General features: G+C 56.5%; 18 protein-coding genes. 10 read left to right on the top strand and 8 right to left on the bottom strand.

Going from position 1 to position 15,331, the window contains the following annotated elements; all coding sequences use genetic code 11:
* The first annotated feature begins 40 nt into the window (after positions 1–40).
* Together DUD43_RS14630 and phaP are read left to right on the top strand one after the other, a co-directional pair.
* The gene (locus tag DUD43_RS14630) at positions 41–790 is read left to right on the top strand and encodes an IclR family transcriptional regulator (protein ID WP_042486997.1); all 750 of its coding nucleotides are present in this window, start codon (positions 41–43) and stop codon (positions 788–790) included.
* A 244-nt stretch (positions 791–1,034) separates the two neighbouring features.
* Complete coding sequence (gene phaP / locus DUD43_RS14625) at positions 1,035–1,634, top strand: TIGR01841 family phasin (RefSeq protein WP_153230850.1); 600 nt, start codon at positions 1,035–1,037, stop codon at positions 1,632–1,634.
* Positions 1,635–1,772: 138 nt separating this feature from the next.
* Here phaP and DUD43_RS14620 read toward each other — a convergent pair whose 3' ends face one another.
* From DUD43_RS14620 to DUD43_RS14595, 6 genes are all read right to left on the bottom strand, one after another.
* Entirely contained in the window at positions 1,773–2,807 is a 1,035-nt protein-coding gene (locus tag DUD43_RS14620; RefSeq protein WP_153230849.1) for a quinone-dependent dihydroorotate dehydrogenase, read from the bottom strand.
* Between the two features lie 21 nt (positions 2,808–2,828).
* Positions 2,829–3,554, bottom strand: coding sequence for an arginyltransferase (locus DUD43_RS14615; RefSeq protein WP_153230848.1), 726 nt, complete (start codon positions 3,552–3,554; stop codon positions 2,829–2,831).
* Between the two features lie 48 nt (positions 3,555–3,602).
* A complete protein-coding gene (aat, locus tag DUD43_RS14610) occupies positions 3,603–4,331 on the bottom strand; it encodes a leucyl/phenylalanyl-tRNA--protein transferase (protein WP_153230847.1) in 729 nt (242 codons plus the stop codon).
* Between the two features lie 2 nt (positions 4,332–4,333).
* Complete coding sequence (locus DUD43_RS14605; RefSeq protein WP_153230846.1) at positions 4,334–4,924, bottom strand: NUDIX hydrolase; 591 nt, start codon at positions 4,922–4,924, stop codon at positions 4,334–4,336.
* Positions 4,925–4,944: 20 nt separating this feature from the next.
* The gene (locus DUD43_RS14600) at positions 4,945–5,547 is read right to left on the bottom strand and encodes a DUF2946 family protein (protein ID WP_153230845.1); all 603 of its coding nucleotides are present in this window, start codon (positions 5,545–5,547) and stop codon (positions 4,945–4,947) included.
* Between the two features lie 111 nt (positions 5,548–5,658).
* Positions 5,659–6,216, bottom strand: coding sequence for a MarR family winged helix-turn-helix transcriptional regulator (locus tag DUD43_RS14595; RefSeq protein ID WP_153230844.1), 558 nt, complete (start codon positions 6,214–6,216; stop codon positions 5,659–5,661).
* An 841-nt stretch (positions 6,217–7,057) separates the two neighbouring features.
* On the opposite strand from DUD43_RS14595, the gene DUD43_RS14590 reads away from it, so the two are divergent.
* From DUD43_RS14590 to hppD, 3 genes are all read left to right on the top strand, one after another.
* Positions 7,058–8,476 (top strand): aspartate ammonia-lyase, encoded by a 1,419-nt coding sequence (locus tag DUD43_RS14590; protein ID WP_153230843.1) that lies wholly within the window; start codon positions 7,058–7,060, stop codon positions 8,474–8,476.
* Between the two features lie 147 nt (positions 8,477–8,623).
* Complete coding sequence (locus DUD43_RS14585; protein WP_153231649.1) at positions 8,624–9,373, top strand: sulfite exporter TauE/SafE family protein; 750 nt, start codon at positions 8,624–8,626, stop codon at positions 9,371–9,373.
* A gap of 268 nt (positions 9,374–9,641) precedes the next feature.
* Positions 9,642–10,718, top strand: coding sequence for a 4-hydroxyphenylpyruvate dioxygenase (gene hppD, locus DUD43_RS14580; RefSeq protein WP_153230842.1), 1,077 nt, complete (start codon positions 9,642–9,644; stop codon positions 10,716–10,718).
* A 100-nt stretch (positions 10,719–10,818) separates the two neighbouring features.
* On the opposite strand, the gene DUD43_RS14575 is transcribed toward hppD, so the two are convergent.
* Together DUD43_RS14575 and DUD43_RS14570 are read right to left on the bottom strand one after the other, a co-directional pair.
* The gene (locus DUD43_RS14575; protein WP_153230841.1) at positions 10,819–11,952 is read right to left on the bottom strand and encodes an HPP family protein; all 1,134 of its coding nucleotides are present in this window, start codon (positions 11,950–11,952) and stop codon (positions 10,819–10,821) included.
* Between the two features lie 55 nt (positions 11,953–12,007).
* Positions 12,008–12,448 carry a hypothetical protein gene (locus DUD43_RS14570; RefSeq protein WP_153230840.1) on the bottom strand — a complete coding sequence of 147 codons (441 nt, stop codon included), beginning with the start codon at positions 12,446–12,448 and terminating at the stop codon, positions 12,008–12,010.
* Between the two features lie 129 nt (positions 12,449–12,577).
* On the opposite strand from DUD43_RS14570, the gene gspG reads away from it, so the two are divergent.
* From gspG to gspK, 5 genes are read left to right on the top strand one after another with little or no spacing between them, the layout of a single operon-like run.
* Positions 12,578–13,048: a type II secretion system major pseudopilin GspG gene (gene gspG, locus DUD43_RS14565; protein ID WP_153230839.1), complete on the top strand. Its 471-nt coding sequence runs from the start codon at positions 12,578–12,580 to the stop codon at positions 13,046–13,048.
* Between the two features lies 1 nt (position 13,049).
* Positions 13,050–13,520, top strand: a complete 471-nt coding sequence (locus tag DUD43_RS14560; RefSeq protein ID WP_153230838.1) for a type II secretion system protein — start codon at positions 13,050–13,052, stop codon at positions 13,518–13,520.
* Entirely contained in the window at positions 13,517–13,876 is a 360-nt protein-coding gene (gene gspI, locus DUD43_RS14555; protein ID WP_153230837.1) for a type II secretion system minor pseudopilin GspI, read from the top strand. The genes DUD43_RS14560 and gspI overlap by 4 nt, the downstream gene beginning before the upstream one ends.
* Entirely contained in the window at positions 13,873–14,472 is a 600-nt protein-coding gene (locus tag DUD43_RS14550; RefSeq protein ID WP_153230836.1) for a PulJ/GspJ family protein, read from the top strand. Before gspI ends, DUD43_RS14550 begins: the two co-directional genes overlap by 4 nt.
* Positions 14,469–15,329, top strand: coding sequence for a type II secretion system minor pseudopilin GspK (gspK, locus tag DUD43_RS14545; RefSeq protein ID WP_153230835.1), 861 nt, complete (start codon positions 14,469–14,471; stop codon positions 15,327–15,329). The genes DUD43_RS14550 and gspK overlap by 4 nt, the downstream gene beginning before the upstream one ends.
* The last annotated feature ends 2 nt before the right edge of the window (positions 15,330–15,331 follow it).

Below are 15,331 nucleotides of genomic sequence, written 5' to 3'. Positions count from 1 at the left end.
CTTTACGCCTGCAGGCGCGTCTTCAAGCAATGGTGGTCAGATGTCGATCCAGGTTCTGGAACGCGCCATGATTCTATTGGACGAACTGGCCAAGCAATCTGAGCCAGTGGCATTGAAGAATCTGGCGGCTGCAACTGGCCTGCATACCTCGACCACACACCGTATCCTGAATGATCTGGTGGTGGGGCGCTATGTGGAACGCGTGGACAGCGGTCTGTATCGATTGGGCATGCGTTTGCTGGAACTGGGCTCCCTGGTTAAGGGGCGCTTGAACGTGCGTGCGGCGTCCCTGGCTCCCATGCGCGAGCTGCACAAGTACACCGGCCAAACGGTGAACCTGTCCTTGCAGCAGGGCGATGAAATTGTCTATGTAGAACGCTCCTGGAGCGAGAGCTCCGGCATGCAGGTGGTGCGCGCCATTGGTGGTCATGCACCTTTGCACTTGACCTCGACCGGCAAGCTGTTTCTGGCTTCCTGGGAACCGCGTCAGGTTCGGGCCTACGTCATGCGTACCGGTCTGGCCGGTGCCACCCGTAACAGCATTACCCAACTGGAATTGCTGGAACGCGAATTGGCTCAGGTTCGTCGTCTGGGTTATGCCCGCGATAACGAGGAACTGGAGATGGGCGTGCGCTGTATTGCGGCAGGTGTGTACGACGACACCGGCAAGCTTTTGGCGGGTCTGTCCCTGTCTGCTCCGGCCGAGCGTTTGCACGACGACTGGATTCCCGTTCTGCTAAGTACCGCCGCTAAAATTTCCGAAACTCTGGGATACGACAAGCAGCGCTAAGTCTGTGTTTTTGCGTTGTTTATACGTTTTGAAGATAAGCTCAAGGGTGTTTTGTTGCAACGCAACAAATTCCGTTGACTTTGTTTTGGATAGCGCTTAAAGTTGAATTGTTGCGGTGCAACATAGAAGGTTTGCCTTGCGTAGTTGCGAATGGGCCGGGCCTTCTTCAGACCCTTGTCTAGTAACACTGACACTAATTTTCACGCTGGCTTGACCCAGGCCACGTATCTCCAAGGAAAACATCATGAGTGCTATTCCCCAAAACGTACTGGAATCCCAACAAGCTACTTTGAACAACCTGTTCGCTGCTCAAGGTCAATTGCTGCAAGGCTTTGAAAAGCTGGTTGGTCTGAACCTGAATCTGCTGCGCAGCTCGCTGGAACAAGCTGCTGGCCAATCCCAACAAGCCATCAACGCCAAAGACGTGCAAGACGTTGTCGCCCTGTCGCAAAGCGTGGCTAAGCCTAACGCTGCCCAGGCTCTGGAATACGGCAAAAGCGTTTACGACATCTTCTCCGATCTGCAACTGAACCTGTCGCGCATCGCTGAAGCTCAACTGGCTCAAGGTCAACAGCACGCTGCTGACGCTATCGACCAGTTGGCCAAGAATGCTCCTACCGGCACCGAAAGCGCTGTTGCTCTGCTGAAGTCTTCCTTCGCAACGGCGACCAACGCCGCTGAAACCGTTGTCAAGGCTGCTCGCCAAGCTGCTGATGCTGCTGAAAGCAACATCCAGGCCGCTACCAACGCCAGCCTGAAAGCTGCTGCTCAAGTTGCTGAAGCCGGTAACAAAACCGTTGAAGCAGCTACTGCTGCTGCAACGGCTGCCACCAGCAAGAAGTAAGCATTTGCTTGCTGACTTGATCAGGCGCTAAAGAAAAAGCCAGCTCATCGAGCTGGCTTTTTTCTTGCGTGCAGAGCAAGCGGCTAACTTGCTTTTGAATGCAATGCTGTTGCCCGCTTCAAGCGGGCAATAGGCGTTTTACAGGGCGCGAATACACTCGGAGATCAGGGCCGGGCCTTTGTAAATCAAGCCGGTATACAGCTGTACCGCCTGGGCACCTGCCTGGATCTTTTCCTGAGCCTGACGGCCAGATTCAATACCGCCCACACCAATAATCGGGAAGTCGGGACCCAGTCGCTCGCGCAGGCGGCGAATTACGTTCAAGGACAGTTCGTGCACGGGTGGACCGGACAAACCGCCTTGTTCCTGGCCGTGACGCAAGCCTTGAACGGCATCGCGCGACAAGGTGGTGTTGGTGGCAATAATGCCGTCCAGACCTTGCGAGGGTACGGTGTCCGCAATGGCATCAATCTGCGATTGATCCAGATCCGGGGCGATTTTCACCACGATAGGCACGTAGCGCTGGTGTTCTTCGGCCAGCTCGGTACGCAGTGCTTGCAAGGCACCCAACAGGCGGGCCAGTTCATCCTGAGCCTGCAGTGCACGCAGGTTCTGCGTGTTGGGCGAGGAAATATTTACGGTGACGTAATCGGCGTGAGGGTAGACCGCACGCAGACAAGTCAGATAGTCCTGATCGGCCTGCTCAATAGGCGTGGTCGCGTTCTTGCCAATGTTCAGGCCCAGAATGCCGCCTTGCGAACGGAACTGGCTTTTGCGCACATTATCAATAAAGGTATCCAGGCCGTGGTTGTTAAAGCCAAAGCGGTTGATCAGGCTATTGGCTTCAGGCAAGCGGAACAGGCGTGGTTTGGGATTGCCGGGCTGCGCTTTCGGGGTAACCGTGCCAACTTCGACAAAACCAAAGCCCAGTGCACCCAAGGCATCAATATGCGCGCCATTTTTATCCAGACCAGCGGCCAGACCCACAGGATTGCGCAACTTCAGACCCATCAGCTCCAACGGTTTGCTGGGCAGATCTTTCAGCAAACTGCTCAAAATAGGAGTTTGGTGGGCGCAATGCAGGGATTTCAGAGTCAGTTCGTGAGCGTGTTCAGCATCCAGACTGAACAGCACCCGACGAGCCAAGGGATAAAGGCTGAATAGGGCAGACATGGGGATCGATAAAAGAGGACGTTAAGCCAGCCATTCCCAACGACCTTTCATCAGGAGCTGGTAGGGGCGAAAGCGGGTTTTGTAGGCCATTTTACGGCTTTCTTCGATCCAGTAGCCTAAATAGAGCCAGGGCAGGGATTGTTGACGGCAATAGTCCAGTTGCCAGAGCACGGCGTAGGTGCCCAGACTGCCGGTGTCGTCGGGATCAAAAAAGGTATAGACGGCGGAAAGCCCGTCTTGCAGCACGTCGATGACGGCCACAATTTTCAAGGTTCCGTCGGGCTTACGAAATTCCAGCAGGCGCGAGGTGACATGGCTGGCCAGCAGAAACTGGGCGTACTGGGACTGGTCGTCTTCGTCCATGCCGGCACCGGGGTGGCGGCTGGCCTGATAACGGCGGTACAGCTCGTAATGTTCGGCATTCCAGTGCAGGGGCAGATCTTGTACGACCAGATTGCCGTGACGCTTTTTGGCACGGCGTTGGGCACGATCGGGCTGAAAATGCAGGGTGTCGCAACGCAGGGGCAGGCAGGCGCGGCATTGGTCGCAATAGGGGCGATAGGTAAAGGTGCCGCTGCGTCGAAAGCCTTGCTGGACCAGTTTGGAGTAAACCGTGTCGTTGATCAGGTGAGCAGGAGCGGCAACCAGTGAGCGTGCCTGTTGTTCTGGCAGGTAGCTACAACGATAGCTGGCGGTGGAATAGAATTGCAGCGTTTGAGGGCTGGTGGGTGCTTTGGGATAATTCATGCGACTCTGCCAAGCGTGATAGAGCCATTATGGGATGCTCGCGCCAGCCTAGCAAGTTGGGGGCAGGCCTAGTTGCAATGTCCCGCGTGGCCAGACCGGGCTGGGTTGATCTTTGGCCCAGGCCAGGGCAGCCATAAAGTCTTTCCGGGGGATGGGGCTGGCACCCAGACTGGCCAGATGCGATGTCTCTTGCTGGCAGTCTATATACGGGATGCCGGCGAACTTCAGAAATTCCACCAGATGGGCCAGGGCGATCTTGCTGGCATCGGTTTGCAAGGCAAACATGGATTCGCCAAAGAAAAAGCGGCCCAGATTCACCCCATACAAGCCACCGACCAGCTTGCCGTCCATCCAGGTTTCTATGCTGTGGGCGTAGCCATTGTGGTGCAAATCGGTATAGACCTGCTGAATATCCGGGCTGATCCAGGTGCCGGTGGCGCTGCGCTGGGCGGCGCACTGGCCTATGACCTGTTCAAAGGCTTGGTCGCAGGTGACACGGACAGGGGCGCTGTCCTGATCTTGCAGCCGTGCAATCTGGCGCAGCTTTTTGCCCAGGGAGCGGGATATCTTGAAATTGTCGACTTCCAGCACCATGCGTGGATCAGGAGACCACCACAGTACGGGGTCGCCAGGGCTGTACCAGGGAAACATGCCCTGACTATAGGCTTCCAGCAGGCGTGGAACGCTTAAATCCAGACCGGCGGCCACCAGCCCCTCGGGGCTGGCGTGTTCAGGGCTGGGCAGGGCCTGATCCGGAGCGACCCATACAAGCGACATGATCAGCCGTGGTCGCGGGGGGCGATATCAAATTCGTGAATCTGGAAGTGGCCAGCCTTGTGGTCTTCGACGTAACGCTCCAGGGTGGCGGTAACAGTGCGAAAAGCCAGGTTGTCCCAGGGGATGTCGTCCAGGTGGAAGAAGCGGGCTTCCAGGGATTCCGGGCCGGGGTCCAGCACGTCGCTGGTGACTTTGGCCAGGTAGTACACATGCACTTGCTCGGCGTAAGGCACGCTGATAACCGTAAAGAGCGGGCCGGGTTCGACCTGCGCACCGGCTTCTTCGCCCATTTCACGCAAGGCACCTTGTCCCAGTGTCTCGCCCAGTTCCATGAAACCGGCGGGCAAGGTCCAGGTGTTGTAGCGCGGTTCGATAGCGCGACGGCACAGCAAGACCTGATCGTCTTTCCACATGGGCACAATACCGACCACATTGCGGGGGTTCTGGTAGTGCACTGCGCCGCAGCTTTCGCAGACATCACGCATGCGGTTATCGTCCGGGGGCACCAGGCGTGTCAGTTTGCTGCCGCATTGATTGCAGAAGTTTTGCGTGCGTGGGGCGGGGAAATAGAAAGAGGCGGATGGCTGGGTCATGCAGATTCTGTGATGGCGGTTCAAATAGGATCGGGCTCTGGCAAAACAATATACGCCAATTCCTTGGCGGGCGACACGCAGGAAGACCAGACTGTCAGGGTACAGGCTTGCGGGTAGGCGGGCAAAGACCAGCCTTCGCTGTGTTGGGGCTGCTCCAGATCCAGACTGTCCAGACCGTGTTGTTCTGTACGTAATTGTTCCAGCAGGGCCGGAACATCGCGGCCCGCCAACAAGGCTGGGCCTGCCGAGGTACGCAAATAGAGCCTGCCTTCTGTGCTGATGTACCAGGCCTGGATCGCTTCTACTGTGCGGCCAGTATGGTCTTGCAAATGGGCCTGATCTTGCGCCAGGGACACAATCAGCGGGGCGGCGTCCAGACGAATGTAGACACGTTGCGGACCATTCTGGATAAACCAGCGGCCTTGTTCATCCGCCTGATAATTGCGATTGAAAAATGCCAGCAAACCCTGATGGGCAATGTGCTCGCCCACTTGTTCAGGACGCTGGTTGGCATCGCCAGCCGGATGATGACGCCAATGACCAGCCTGATCCAAAGAGATGTACCCGCTGACAGCGGGTACATTGGGCCATTTTTTCATGGCATCAATAACAGCAGCATCCATAAGCTTCAGCCTTACAGGGACGAAAACAAAGGGTGGCAACCGTATCGGTGCCACCCTTGATGGTGTGGGGCCGACGACAAGGTCGACCCAGGGGCAAGGCGGCTTGACGCCTTAAGCCATATAACTGCGCTGCATGGATCCGGGGATGGTGTGAGAAAGAGGCTTTTCAACTTTGATTTCCGGGGTGTCGTCGCCTTGCAGGGCTTTGGATAACAAATTGGACAAGCGCTCGCGCACGTCTTGGGGCACATGGCTAAATACACCCGAGAGCCATTCGATGTAATAGGGCAGCAGGTGTTCGCACAACTCTTGTCCGGCCTCGGTGAGTTTAACAGTGAGTACGCGGCGGTCCGAGGTATTGTTCTGGCGCACCAGCAATTGCTGCTGTTCCAGCCCGTCGAGCAGACCAGTAATGGTGGCGCGGGTAACGCCTGCTTGTTCTGCCAGCAGTGCAGGGCTCAGGCCAGACGGTTGGCGGCTAAGCAAGAACAGCAGAACCAAGCGACCTTCGGACAGGCCAAACTCGTTCAGAACGGAGCTGGAAGCGCGATTAATGCTGGAGGCCAGCGATAGAACGCGTAAACACAGTTCGATATCCTCGGTTTTAGGGTGGGCCTGGCGTTGGGATTCGCTCAGGATAGTTTGATATTTCAGATCGAGTAATTTCATAGTGCTGTGCCGTTGAGTAGTGCGCGGCAAAGAGCAGTAGTTATTTAGAAAGAATCAACAAAACCCAATAAAATCGGGTTTGCTTTCTTTTATTACTGAGCCGCTGCTTTTAATGTGGAAATTTATCTTATTTTTTAATTCCATTTTGACTGATTTAAACATCTTTTATTGATTAGGAATTTTCATTTAGTAAAATAAGACCAGTTTTTTTCAGTATAAGCGGCCATGGGTTTATAGAATAGTCTTAAAGCCTGTGTATACTCTTTCGCCTTCCTTTTTTTCTCAAACTGCAAGGTTTCCGGACTTCCAATCCGGGCAGCACAGGGATGATTTTTGATCCTGTGTTGTGAGTCTTATGGCTTAAACGCATCAAAATGATGCAAGCGCGCAACGCTCGTGTTCAAAGCGCCAGACTCTTGTTACAGACATGATGAGCGAGCTATATCAGAGATACACCGCTAAATTAAGCTGGTTTTCAACTGCCAGTCAGGAAGATAAGGCGGCCCAACTCAAGAAAAACCGCAAAACGACGCGCATGTGAGCGCTCGGCGTTTACAATGTTCAAAGCGCTTCCCGAGCTCGACGATGCCTTCAAAAAAGGCGGTTGGATCATTCACCCCGCTTGGCGGATTGCAATAGAGGCCCGTTTTTTACGGGCCTTTGCTTTCCGGAATTGGATACAAGCATTATCCAAAGCTTATTAGCGGTATTTGCCAGCATGTCCCCGAGCCCCTGCCAAGTTCGCAAGAAATGGTAGGGCTTTGTTCCGTTTGTAGTCCGGGATCGAGTATGAGGCGTATCAAAAAAGTCTTGCTATCGTTATTAAGGAAACGAAGGAATTATGAGTCAGTTCCGTATCGAACATGATTTGCTGGGAGACCGCCAAGTCCCCGATGAAGTCTATTATGGTGTTCATACCTTGCGTGCCAAGGAGAATTTCCACATTACCGGTACGCCTATTTCAACTTACCCGGAACTGATTAATGCTCTGGCGCTGGTCAAGCAGGCAGCTGCTCAGGCCAATTTCAAACTGGGTTTGCTGGAGCAGGATAAGCACGACGCCATTGTGGCCGCATGTGAGGCCGTACAAGCTGGCAAGTGCCATGAGCATTTCGTGGTAGACATGATTCAAGGCGGTGCAGGTACCTCGACCAATATGAATGCCAACGAGGTTATTTGTAACCTGGCCTTGGAACATATGGGTCACAAGCGCGGCGAGTACCAATATCTTCACCCCAATGAAGATGTGAACATGGCCCAAAGCACCAACGACGTCTACCCAACGGCTTTGCACCTGGCTGCCTACCGTTCGCTGGACCCGCTGTTTGCCGCCATGGAACGTCTGCGCGACGCCTTCCTGAAAAAGTCCGAGGAATTCTCCTCGTACATGAAGATTGGCCGCACTCAGTTGCAAGATGCTGTGCCCATGACCCTGGGTCAGGAGTTCAACGCATTTGCCACCATGATCAACGAAGACATCGTGCGCCTGAAAGAATCGCGCAAACTGATGTGTGACGTGAACCTGGGTGGTACGGCAATTGGTACCGGTATTACGGCTCACCCTGAGTATGCCGAGTTGGCTGTCGCGGCTTTGTCCGATCTGTCCGGTGTTCAGCTGCGCGTTTCTGCCGACCTGATCGAAGCAACTCAGGATTGCGGTGGTTTCCTGCACCTGTCGGGCGTGTTGAAGCGCGCTGCCGTCAAGCTGTCCAAGCTGTCCAATGACTTGCGTCTGCTCTCTAGCGGTCCTCGTGCTGGTATGGGTGAGATTTGTTTGCCCGCCGTGCAAGCTGGTTCGTCCATCATGCCCGGTAAGGTCAACCCCGTGATCCCGGAAGTGGTCAACCAGGTTGCCTTTGAAGTGATTGGTGCCGACATGACCGTGACCATGGCTGCTGAAGCCGGTCAATTGCAGCTGAACGCGTTTGAGCCTGTGATTATTCACTCCCTGCTGCGTAGCATGGCTTTGTTGAGCAATGCTTGCGACACGCTGACCCAGTTCTGCGTGGTGGGTATCACTGCCAACCGTGAATGCCTGGAAAGCAATATCGAGCGTTCCATTTCCCTGGTGACTGCCTTGAACCCGTTCATCGGTTACAAAGCCGCTACCTCGGTTGCCGCCGAAGCCTTCCAGACAGGTAGCAATATTCGTGACGTAGTTCTCAAGCGTGGTTTGATGGACGCCGAGACCCTGAACGAAGTGTTGCGTGCCGAATCGCTGATCCAACCTCGTGATCTGCGTGCTGCTGACCCAGCCTGAACCAATCTGAACCAGGCCCGATTGGCCAGTATTGGCCGACGCCGGTAACAGTTTGGGAAGCCTCCAATTTGGAGGCTTTTTTCTGCCCGCTCGATTCGTAAAGAGGGATACTGTCGCTTGTCTACAGGCAAGGAGCTGCAGGGGATGATGGAGTCGGTTTATTGGGCAGTGGCGTTTGGCGCCATTGTGGCGGGTTTTGTGCAGGGCTTGTCGGGCTTTGCCTTTGGCATGGTGGCCATGTCCTGCTGGGCCTGGTTTCTGGAGCCTCAGTTGGCGGCGGTGCTGGCGGTCTGCGGTGCCTGGACAGGGCAGATGATTGCCGCCTTTACCCGGCGGCGTACCTCTTATTGGCAGATCCTGCTGCCGTTTCTGGCCGGTGGCCTGATCGGCGTGCCTTTGGGCACCTATTTGCTGCCTTTTCTGGATGCGGCCGTATTCAAGGCGTTTTTAGGGACTTTGATGGTGATCTGGTGTCCCATCATGCTGATGTCCAGCCGTTTGGGCCATGTACGGGTACGTAGCCGTCTGGCCAATGCCGTGTCCGGCCTGATAGGCGGCATCATGGGTGGGTTGGGTGGCATGACGGGGGTGATTCCTACCTTGTGGACCACCATGACCGGGCTGCCCAAAGACGAGCAGCGCGCCGTTATACAGAACTTCAATCTGGCGACCCTGTCGGTGACTTTGCTGGCCTATATTGCTTCCGGTTCTATTCTGCCGTCCATGTTGCCATCCATAGGGCTGGTCATGCTGGCCGTGCTGATTCCTGTGCTGGCCGGAGCGCGCCTGTATGTAGGCATTAGCCAAAGCACGTTTCGGGCCATTGTTTTAAGTCTCTTGACCCTGTCCGGCATTGCCATGCTGGTCTCTTCGGTGCCACAGCTGCTGGCGCGCTAGAGCAGGTGGTTTAAGCCTCTAGGGTAATGCTCTATATCGAAAAAAGGCCGGTTTCCCTGATAATAAGTGTCGGCGATGGGAACGCATTTCGGCTTCCCGCCCACTGGAGCAGAGCCTGTGAGGTTTCTGGGATTTCAATTGTTGTTTGGTGATCATTTGGCACGCAGTGTGCGCGGGATATCCTGCGCTCCGCCCAGCCAGGCTTGAGTCAAAGTTTCATGGCGTTCTTGCGCCGTATTTGATTACCTGATTGCAACTGGAGTCTGCTATGACTGACTTGTTTGAAAATCCAATGGGCCTGATGGGCTTTGAGTTCATCGAATTTGCCGCTCCCCAGCCTGGCGTGATGGAACCCGTATTCGAGATGATGGGTTTCACCAAAGTGGCGGTACACCGCTCCAAGAAAGTGTCCCTGTATCGCCAGGGTGAGATCAATCTGATCCTGAACGAAGAACCCAAGAGCCACGCCGCTTACTTTGCCGCCGAGCACGGCCCTTCGGCCTGCGGCATGGCCTTTCGCGTGCGCGATGCGCAACAAGCCTACGAGCGCGCGCTGGAGCTGGGTGCTCAACCTGTCGATATTCCTACTGGACCGATGGAACTGCGTCTGCCTGCGATTAAAGGCATTGGCGGCGCACCCCTGTACCTGATCGACCGTTTTGGCGAAGGCAACTCCATCTACGACATTGACTTCGTTTACCTGGACGGCGTGGATCGTCATCCTGTGGGCGCGGGCCTGAAAGAGATCGATCACCTGACCCACAACGTGTACCGCGGCCGCATGGCGTACTGGGCCCAGTTTTACGAGCACCTGTTCAACTTCCGTGAGATTCGCTACTTCGACATCAAGGGTGAATACACCGGCCTGACGTCCAAGGCCATGACCGCCCCCGATGGCAAAATCCGTATCCCTCTGAACGAGGAATCCGCCAAGGGTTCGGGCCAGATTGAAGAATTCCTGATGCAGTTCAATGGTGAAGGCATCCAGCACGTGGCTTTCCTGACTGACGATCTGATCGCCTCCTGGGACAAGCTCAAGGCCATGGGCATGCGCTTTATGACCGCACCGCCACAAACCTATTACGAGATGCTGGAAGGTCGCCTGCCTGCGCACGGTGAGCCCACCGCAGAACTGCAAAACCGAGGCATTTTGCTGGATGGCACATCGGAAGGTGGCCACCGCCGTCTATTGCTGCAGATTTTCTCTGAAACCTTGATGGGCCCCGTGTTCTTCGAGTTCATTCAGCGCAAGGGCGATGATGGTTTTGGTGAAGGCAACTTCAAGGCCTTGTTTGAATCCATCGAGCGCGATCAGTTGCGCCGTGGTGTTTTGCAGGCCGAGTAAAAAGGTTCTGTGCCGGTGCTCACTGTACTGGCGCTGATCTGTCCCCACTGTTTGGCGATGGCAAACAGTGGGGATTTTTATTTGGGCTGAGCCTTTATGTTCAATCCGGCTTGCCGCGTGCGGGCTGCAGGATTCTGAACAGCTCCAGCATCAGATCAGATTGGGTGATCATGCCCACCAGCTCCTTGTGATCATTGACCACCGGCATATGGCGATGGCGACCCTGGCTGAACAGGGGAATCAGCTCGGCCACCGACCAGTTTGCATTGGCGGTGACGGCAGGTGTGGTCATGATCTCGGCTACTGTGGGCGCGGCACGCTGCCGGGGGCTTAAAAAGCGCTTGAGTCGCTGGCGCAGATTATCCGGTTGATCCAGCCCGGCACGCTGCAAGAAGTCCGACAGGGCCAAGATACCAATCACGTGCTTGTTCTGATCCAGTACCGGCAAAGCCTTGATCTTGCGCTCGCGCATCATGTCCCAGGCTTGTTGCAGGGGCGTGCTGACCTGGCAGGACAGGGGAGCATCATTCATCAGGGTGGAGCAACGGCGGGTGCCCAGATTGCGCCGGAAGGCAGACTGGTGCACATAGCTGACCAGCTTTTCCAGGTCATCGTGGCTGATGTTCAGCGTCTGGTTGTAGTGGCTCAAGGCCGCATCGTAATCCTGGTCCGTAAAGCGGGCAGGAGTTGCGGCGGGGCGTGTTGCGGGCTTGTGTACTGGCGGGTAAGCCACGCCGGTCAGGCGGTTGTACAACATGCCCAGAAGGATCAGCACGCAGGAGTCAAACAGTACCGGAAACAGGACGAAATCGTAGTTCTGAATACCATTCAGGGCAGGAAAGACCGCCATAGCCAGACTGGGCGGGTGCACGCAGCGCAGGGCCAGCATGATGGGCATGGCAACGCAGACGGCCATCGTAATGGCAGCAATCGGATGAGGGAGCAGCACTGCACAGGTAATGCCTGTGAGCGCGCCCACCAGATTGCCCAGCAATATGTTCCAGGGTTGAGCCAGAGGGCTGGTTGGTACCAGAAAGATCAGCAAGGCACTGGCGGCGAGGGATGCCACCAACCAATGATGCGTGTGTGCAAAATCCGACAGATACAGGCTAAGCGAGGAAACAATCAGCACACTAAGCGTGGCGCCTAGCGTGGCACGCAGCATTTCAGGGCGTGCAATGGCTAGCGACTTGGGGCGCAGGCTGTCAAACCAGTGACGAAGTAAAGCAGGCATACCCACCAGGGTGAAGAAGAAAGACAGCTTTAAATCATACTGCTAACTCTTCCATTCAGGGCTTAGCCCCTTGCTGGATACCGGGAATGAGGGCGGGGCCTTTGCGCTCGGTGGCGATTTGTTGGGGCACGGCATCAACCGTAATCACAATGTGCTCGCGTTGCAGCGAATCCAGCAGTACGCCCGGCGCCAGCTCCTGGCCAGGGCGATACGCACGTACCGGCTGCTGATTGATGCTGAGCAGGGCCGCGCCAGCCTGGCCGCTCACAATCATGCCGTGCAAGCGCAGCTCGGGCAGCGCGGTACTGCCTCCAAACCACTGCGCAATTTGTCGTGTGCTGATCTGTTCGCGATGATCTTCATCCAGCACCGGCGCAATCGTTCCCTCCGAGGGCAGGAACAGATTGATCAGCAGGTTGATCAGGGCCAGAGCAATACCGGCCTGACACAGACGCAGCCAAAGATGTGACGGAAATATGGCGGAAATAATACCCATTTAGACTGCATTGCATAGTGCTTTGGCAGACGGCCGATATGGCTGTCTTAAGGGCTCTTAGTGTGCGTGTGCTGCATGAAGCCCGTATGACAAGAGCTTGGGTTTTTTTGGGTAGCTTATTTCCTTCTCATGTCTCGATCTACTTTCTCTCGCCGTCCGGCACGCCGTTTGGCCGGCTCGCTTCAGTCCCGCGCTCAACAAGGTTTTTCTCTGATTGAGGTCATGGTGGTGGTGGTCATCATGGGCATTATGGCGGCCCTGGTTGTCCCCAGCCTGATGGACCGTCCCGATCAGGCTCGTGCAGTGGCCGCTCGTCAGGATATTGCTGCATTGACACAGGCATTGAAGCTGTACCGCCTGGATAACGGCCGTTACCCCAGTACTGCTCAGGGCTTGGCGGCGTTGCACCAGCGACCTGCTCAACCGCCCGAGCCACGCAACTGGCGTCCTTATATGGACCGTCTGCCCAATGATCCTTGGGGCAATCCGTACCAGTATCTGCAGCCCGGTGTTCATGGCGAGATTGATGTGTTCTCGCTGGGGGCGGACGGGCAGGCCGGTGGGTCGGGCAGCGATGCCGATATAGGCAATTGGGACTGATGTGGCACAGCGGGGCTTTTCCTTGATCGAGACCCTGGTGGTCTTGCTGATCGTGGGCATTGTCAGCAGCGCAGGTTTAAGCGTGCTGGTACTGGACCGGGATCAGGGAATACAGCGAGAGGCCCGCCAACTGGCCCTGCGTCTGGCCGAATTGCAAAGCTATGTGCGTGAAAGCGGGCGCAGCGTGGCCTGGACCGCGGATCAGCAAGGCTATCGCTTCAGCCTGATCCCGGACGCTACCGATGGCTCCAGCCCCACGCCGGGCTGGCAGCGTGATCAGGCCCGATTTGCCCAATTGTTTCCCCAACGATCCTGGACTCTGGAGTCGCTGCGTGTGCGTCTGGAGCCGGCAGGGCCGTGGGTTTTTGTGAATGAATGGTTGTCCGCGCCGCGTCAGCTGGAGCTGGATGATGGTCACGAGGTCCTGCATTTACGCAGCGACCCGACGGGCCGTTTTGATGTGCAGTCATGACAGAGCGTGGCATGAGTTTGATTGAAGTATTGATTGCACTGGCAATCGTCTCGGTGGCCTTGACCGCCGGATTGCGTGCGCTGGGCCTTAGCGCCTCCGGTAGTCAGGCCATGCATGAACGCAGCCTGGCGCTGCTGGCCGTGGATGGTGTGGTGGCCGAGATGCGCCTGCGCCGCCTGTTTCCCGAGCCGGGTGAAACCGTGGTCGCGTGTCGCCAGGGCTCCTTGAATTTGCAGTGCAAGCAAACCGTGCAAGCCACGGCCAATCGTTTCTTTCGTCAGGTAACGGTACAAGCGTCCTTGCCCAAAGGCCCCGTGCTGGCCGAGCTACACGCGACTTTGGCGTCCTTGCCATGACAGACGCAGGCCAGGAGGGCTTCACTCTGGTGGAAATGCTGGTGGCCTTGACCATCATGGCCTTGATCAGCCTGATGTCCTGGCGTGGTCTGGATGCGGTCCTGCATGCGGATGAACAGCTTGGCCGACAGGCACGTCAGACCCAGGCCTTGTTCAATGTCCTATCCCAAATGGGCCGGGATCTGGAACTGCATCTACCCACCGCGTCCAGTCCTGCCGACCCGACAGGGGCGATGGCGGTATTGCCTGCCAGTATTCGCTGGCAAGCCAAGGGCGAAGGCCCGGCCATTCTGATGATTGAGCGCCGTGCGGAGGCTGGTGCAGGAACCCAGCAGATTCAATGGCGTTTGCAGCAAGGCGTGTTGCAACGGGCCATTGCCCAGGCGGGAACGGTGTATCCCTTGCCCGAGCTGGGCCCTTTGCAAGATGTGCTGGAGCAGGTTACTGCCTGGAACTTGCGTATCTGGATTCCGGCGCGTGGCTGGCAAAGCTGGCCGTGGCCTGAGCAGGCCGGAGCAGCGGCGACTGGCATAGAGCTGACCGTGCAATTGGAAGGGCAGGAGCACCCATACCGCAAAGTGGTGATGCTGCTATGAAACGAGTATCCCAACAAGGCATGGCGGTGATCAATGCGCTAGTGGTTGTGATGGCAGTGTCCATTGCCACCATGGGCATTGTGCAGCGTCAAAGCGGGCTGGCAACGCAGTTGGCCAGCGAGCGCGATTACATGCAGGCCAACTGGCTGCTGCGTGGCGCGCTGGATTGGGCCGTGCTGGTCTTGCGTCTGGACTTGCAGCGTTCCGCTGTCACCCATAAAGGCGGACTGTGGGCGCAGGCTCTGAGCGAGCTGAAGATAGAGACTCCGGACAAGACCCGTGCGGCTTACTTCTCCGGCTATATCCAGGACGAGCAGGGCAAATTCAATCTGGCCTTATTGCTGCGCGATGGCCGTATTCAGGCCCGCTACGTGCAGGCCTTGGAGCAACTGCTGGGCAGTGTGCAGCAGCCGCCGTCGCTGGCTTTGGAACTGGCCCAGCGGTTGGAGCGGGCGCAGGTCGGGCAAGCTCCCTGGCCTTCCCATTTGCAGGACTTCTTTCCCAATGCAGCGCAACAGGCCAAGCAGCTGGAGCCTTATCTCAGCTATCTGCCGCAAGCCAAATCCGTGAATGTGAATACCGCCAGTGCCCAGGTGCTGGCGGCGGTGCAGCCGTCCGTCAGCCTGGTGGAGTGGCGTGGCCTGCTGGAGCAGCGCGACCGGGGCCAGTGGTTCCGGGATCAGGCTGATGTGCAAGCCCGCTTGCAACGTCAGGAGGCGCTGGAAGGGCAAACGCTGAGTGTGCGCAGCGAGTGGTTTTTATTAAGTGGTGAGTTGCGACTTGACCATAGCCGGGTGGCGACCCAGGCCCTGATCAACAGGGCTGCGGACCGCAGCCGGATTGTCTGGATTCGTTGAAG

It is taken from the genome of Alcaligenes faecalis, assembly GCF_009497775.1.
GTDB classification, from domain to species: domain Bacteria; phylum Pseudomonadota; class Gammaproteobacteria; order Burkholderiales; family Burkholderiaceae_B; genus Alcaligenes; species Alcaligenes faecalis_D.
This window is presented reverse-complemented; position numbering and strand designations above follow the sequence as displayed.

Bases quoted from the DNA above. Each gene is read 5' to 3' on its own strand.
- DUD43_RS14630 (WP_042486997.1), top strand. From the start codon at position 41: ATGTCGATCCAGGTTCTGGAACGCGCCATGATTCTATTGGACGAACTG.
- phaP (WP_153230850.1), top strand. From the start codon at position 1,035: ATGAGTGCTATTCCCCAAAACGTACTGGAATCCCAACAAGCTACTTTG.
- DUD43_RS14620 (WP_153230849.1), bottom strand. From the start codon at position 2,807: ATGTCTGCCCTATTCAGCCTTTATCCCTTGGCTCGTCGGGTGCTGTTC.
- DUD43_RS14615 (WP_153230848.1), bottom strand. From the start codon at position 3,554: ATGAATTATCCCAAAGCACCCACCAGCCCTCAAACGCTGCAATTCTAT.
- aat (WP_153230847.1), bottom strand. From the start codon at position 4,331: ATGTCGCTTGTATGGGTCGCTCCGGATCAGGCCCTGCCCAGCCCTGAA.
- DUD43_RS14605 (WP_153230846.1), bottom strand. From the start codon at position 4,924: ATGACCCAGCCATCCGCCTCTTTCTATTTCCCCGCCCCACGCACGCAA.
- DUD43_RS14600 (WP_153230845.1), bottom strand. From the start codon at position 5,547: ATGGATGCTGCTGTTATTGATGCCATGAAAAAATGGCCCAATGTACCC.
- DUD43_RS14595 (WP_153230844.1), bottom strand. From the start codon at position 6,216: ATGAAATTACTCGATCTGAAATATCAAACTATCCTGAGCGAATCCCAA.
- DUD43_RS14590 (WP_153230843.1), top strand. From the start codon at position 7,058: ATGAGTCAGTTCCGTATCGAACATGATTTGCTGGGAGACCGCCAAGTC.
- DUD43_RS14585 (WP_153231649.1), top strand. From the start codon at position 8,624: ATGGAGTCGGTTTATTGGGCAGTGGCGTTTGGCGCCATTGTGGCGGGT.
- hppD (WP_153230842.1), top strand. From the start codon at position 9,642: ATGACTGACTTGTTTGAAAATCCAATGGGCCTGATGGGCTTTGAGTTC.
- DUD43_RS14575 (WP_153230841.1), bottom strand. From the start codon at position 11,952: ATGCCTGCTTTACTTCGTCACTGGTTTGACAGCCTGCGCCCCAAGTCG.
- DUD43_RS14570 (WP_153230840.1), bottom strand. From the start codon at position 12,448: ATGGGTATTATTTCCGCCATATTTCCGTCACATCTTTGGCTGCGTCTG.
- gspG (WP_153230839.1), top strand. From the start codon at position 12,578: ATGTCTCGATCTACTTTCTCTCGCCGTCCGGCACGCCGTTTGGCCGGC.
- gspI (WP_153230837.1), top strand. From the start codon at position 13,517: ATGACAGAGCGTGGCATGAGTTTGATTGAAGTATTGATTGCACTGGCA.
- DUD43_RS14550 (WP_153230836.1), top strand. From the start codon at position 13,873: ATGACAGACGCAGGCCAGGAGGGCTTCACTCTGGTGGAAATGCTGGTG.
- gspK (WP_153230835.1), top strand. From the start codon at position 14,469: ATGAAACGAGTATCCCAACAAGGCATGGCGGTGATCAATGCGCTAGTG.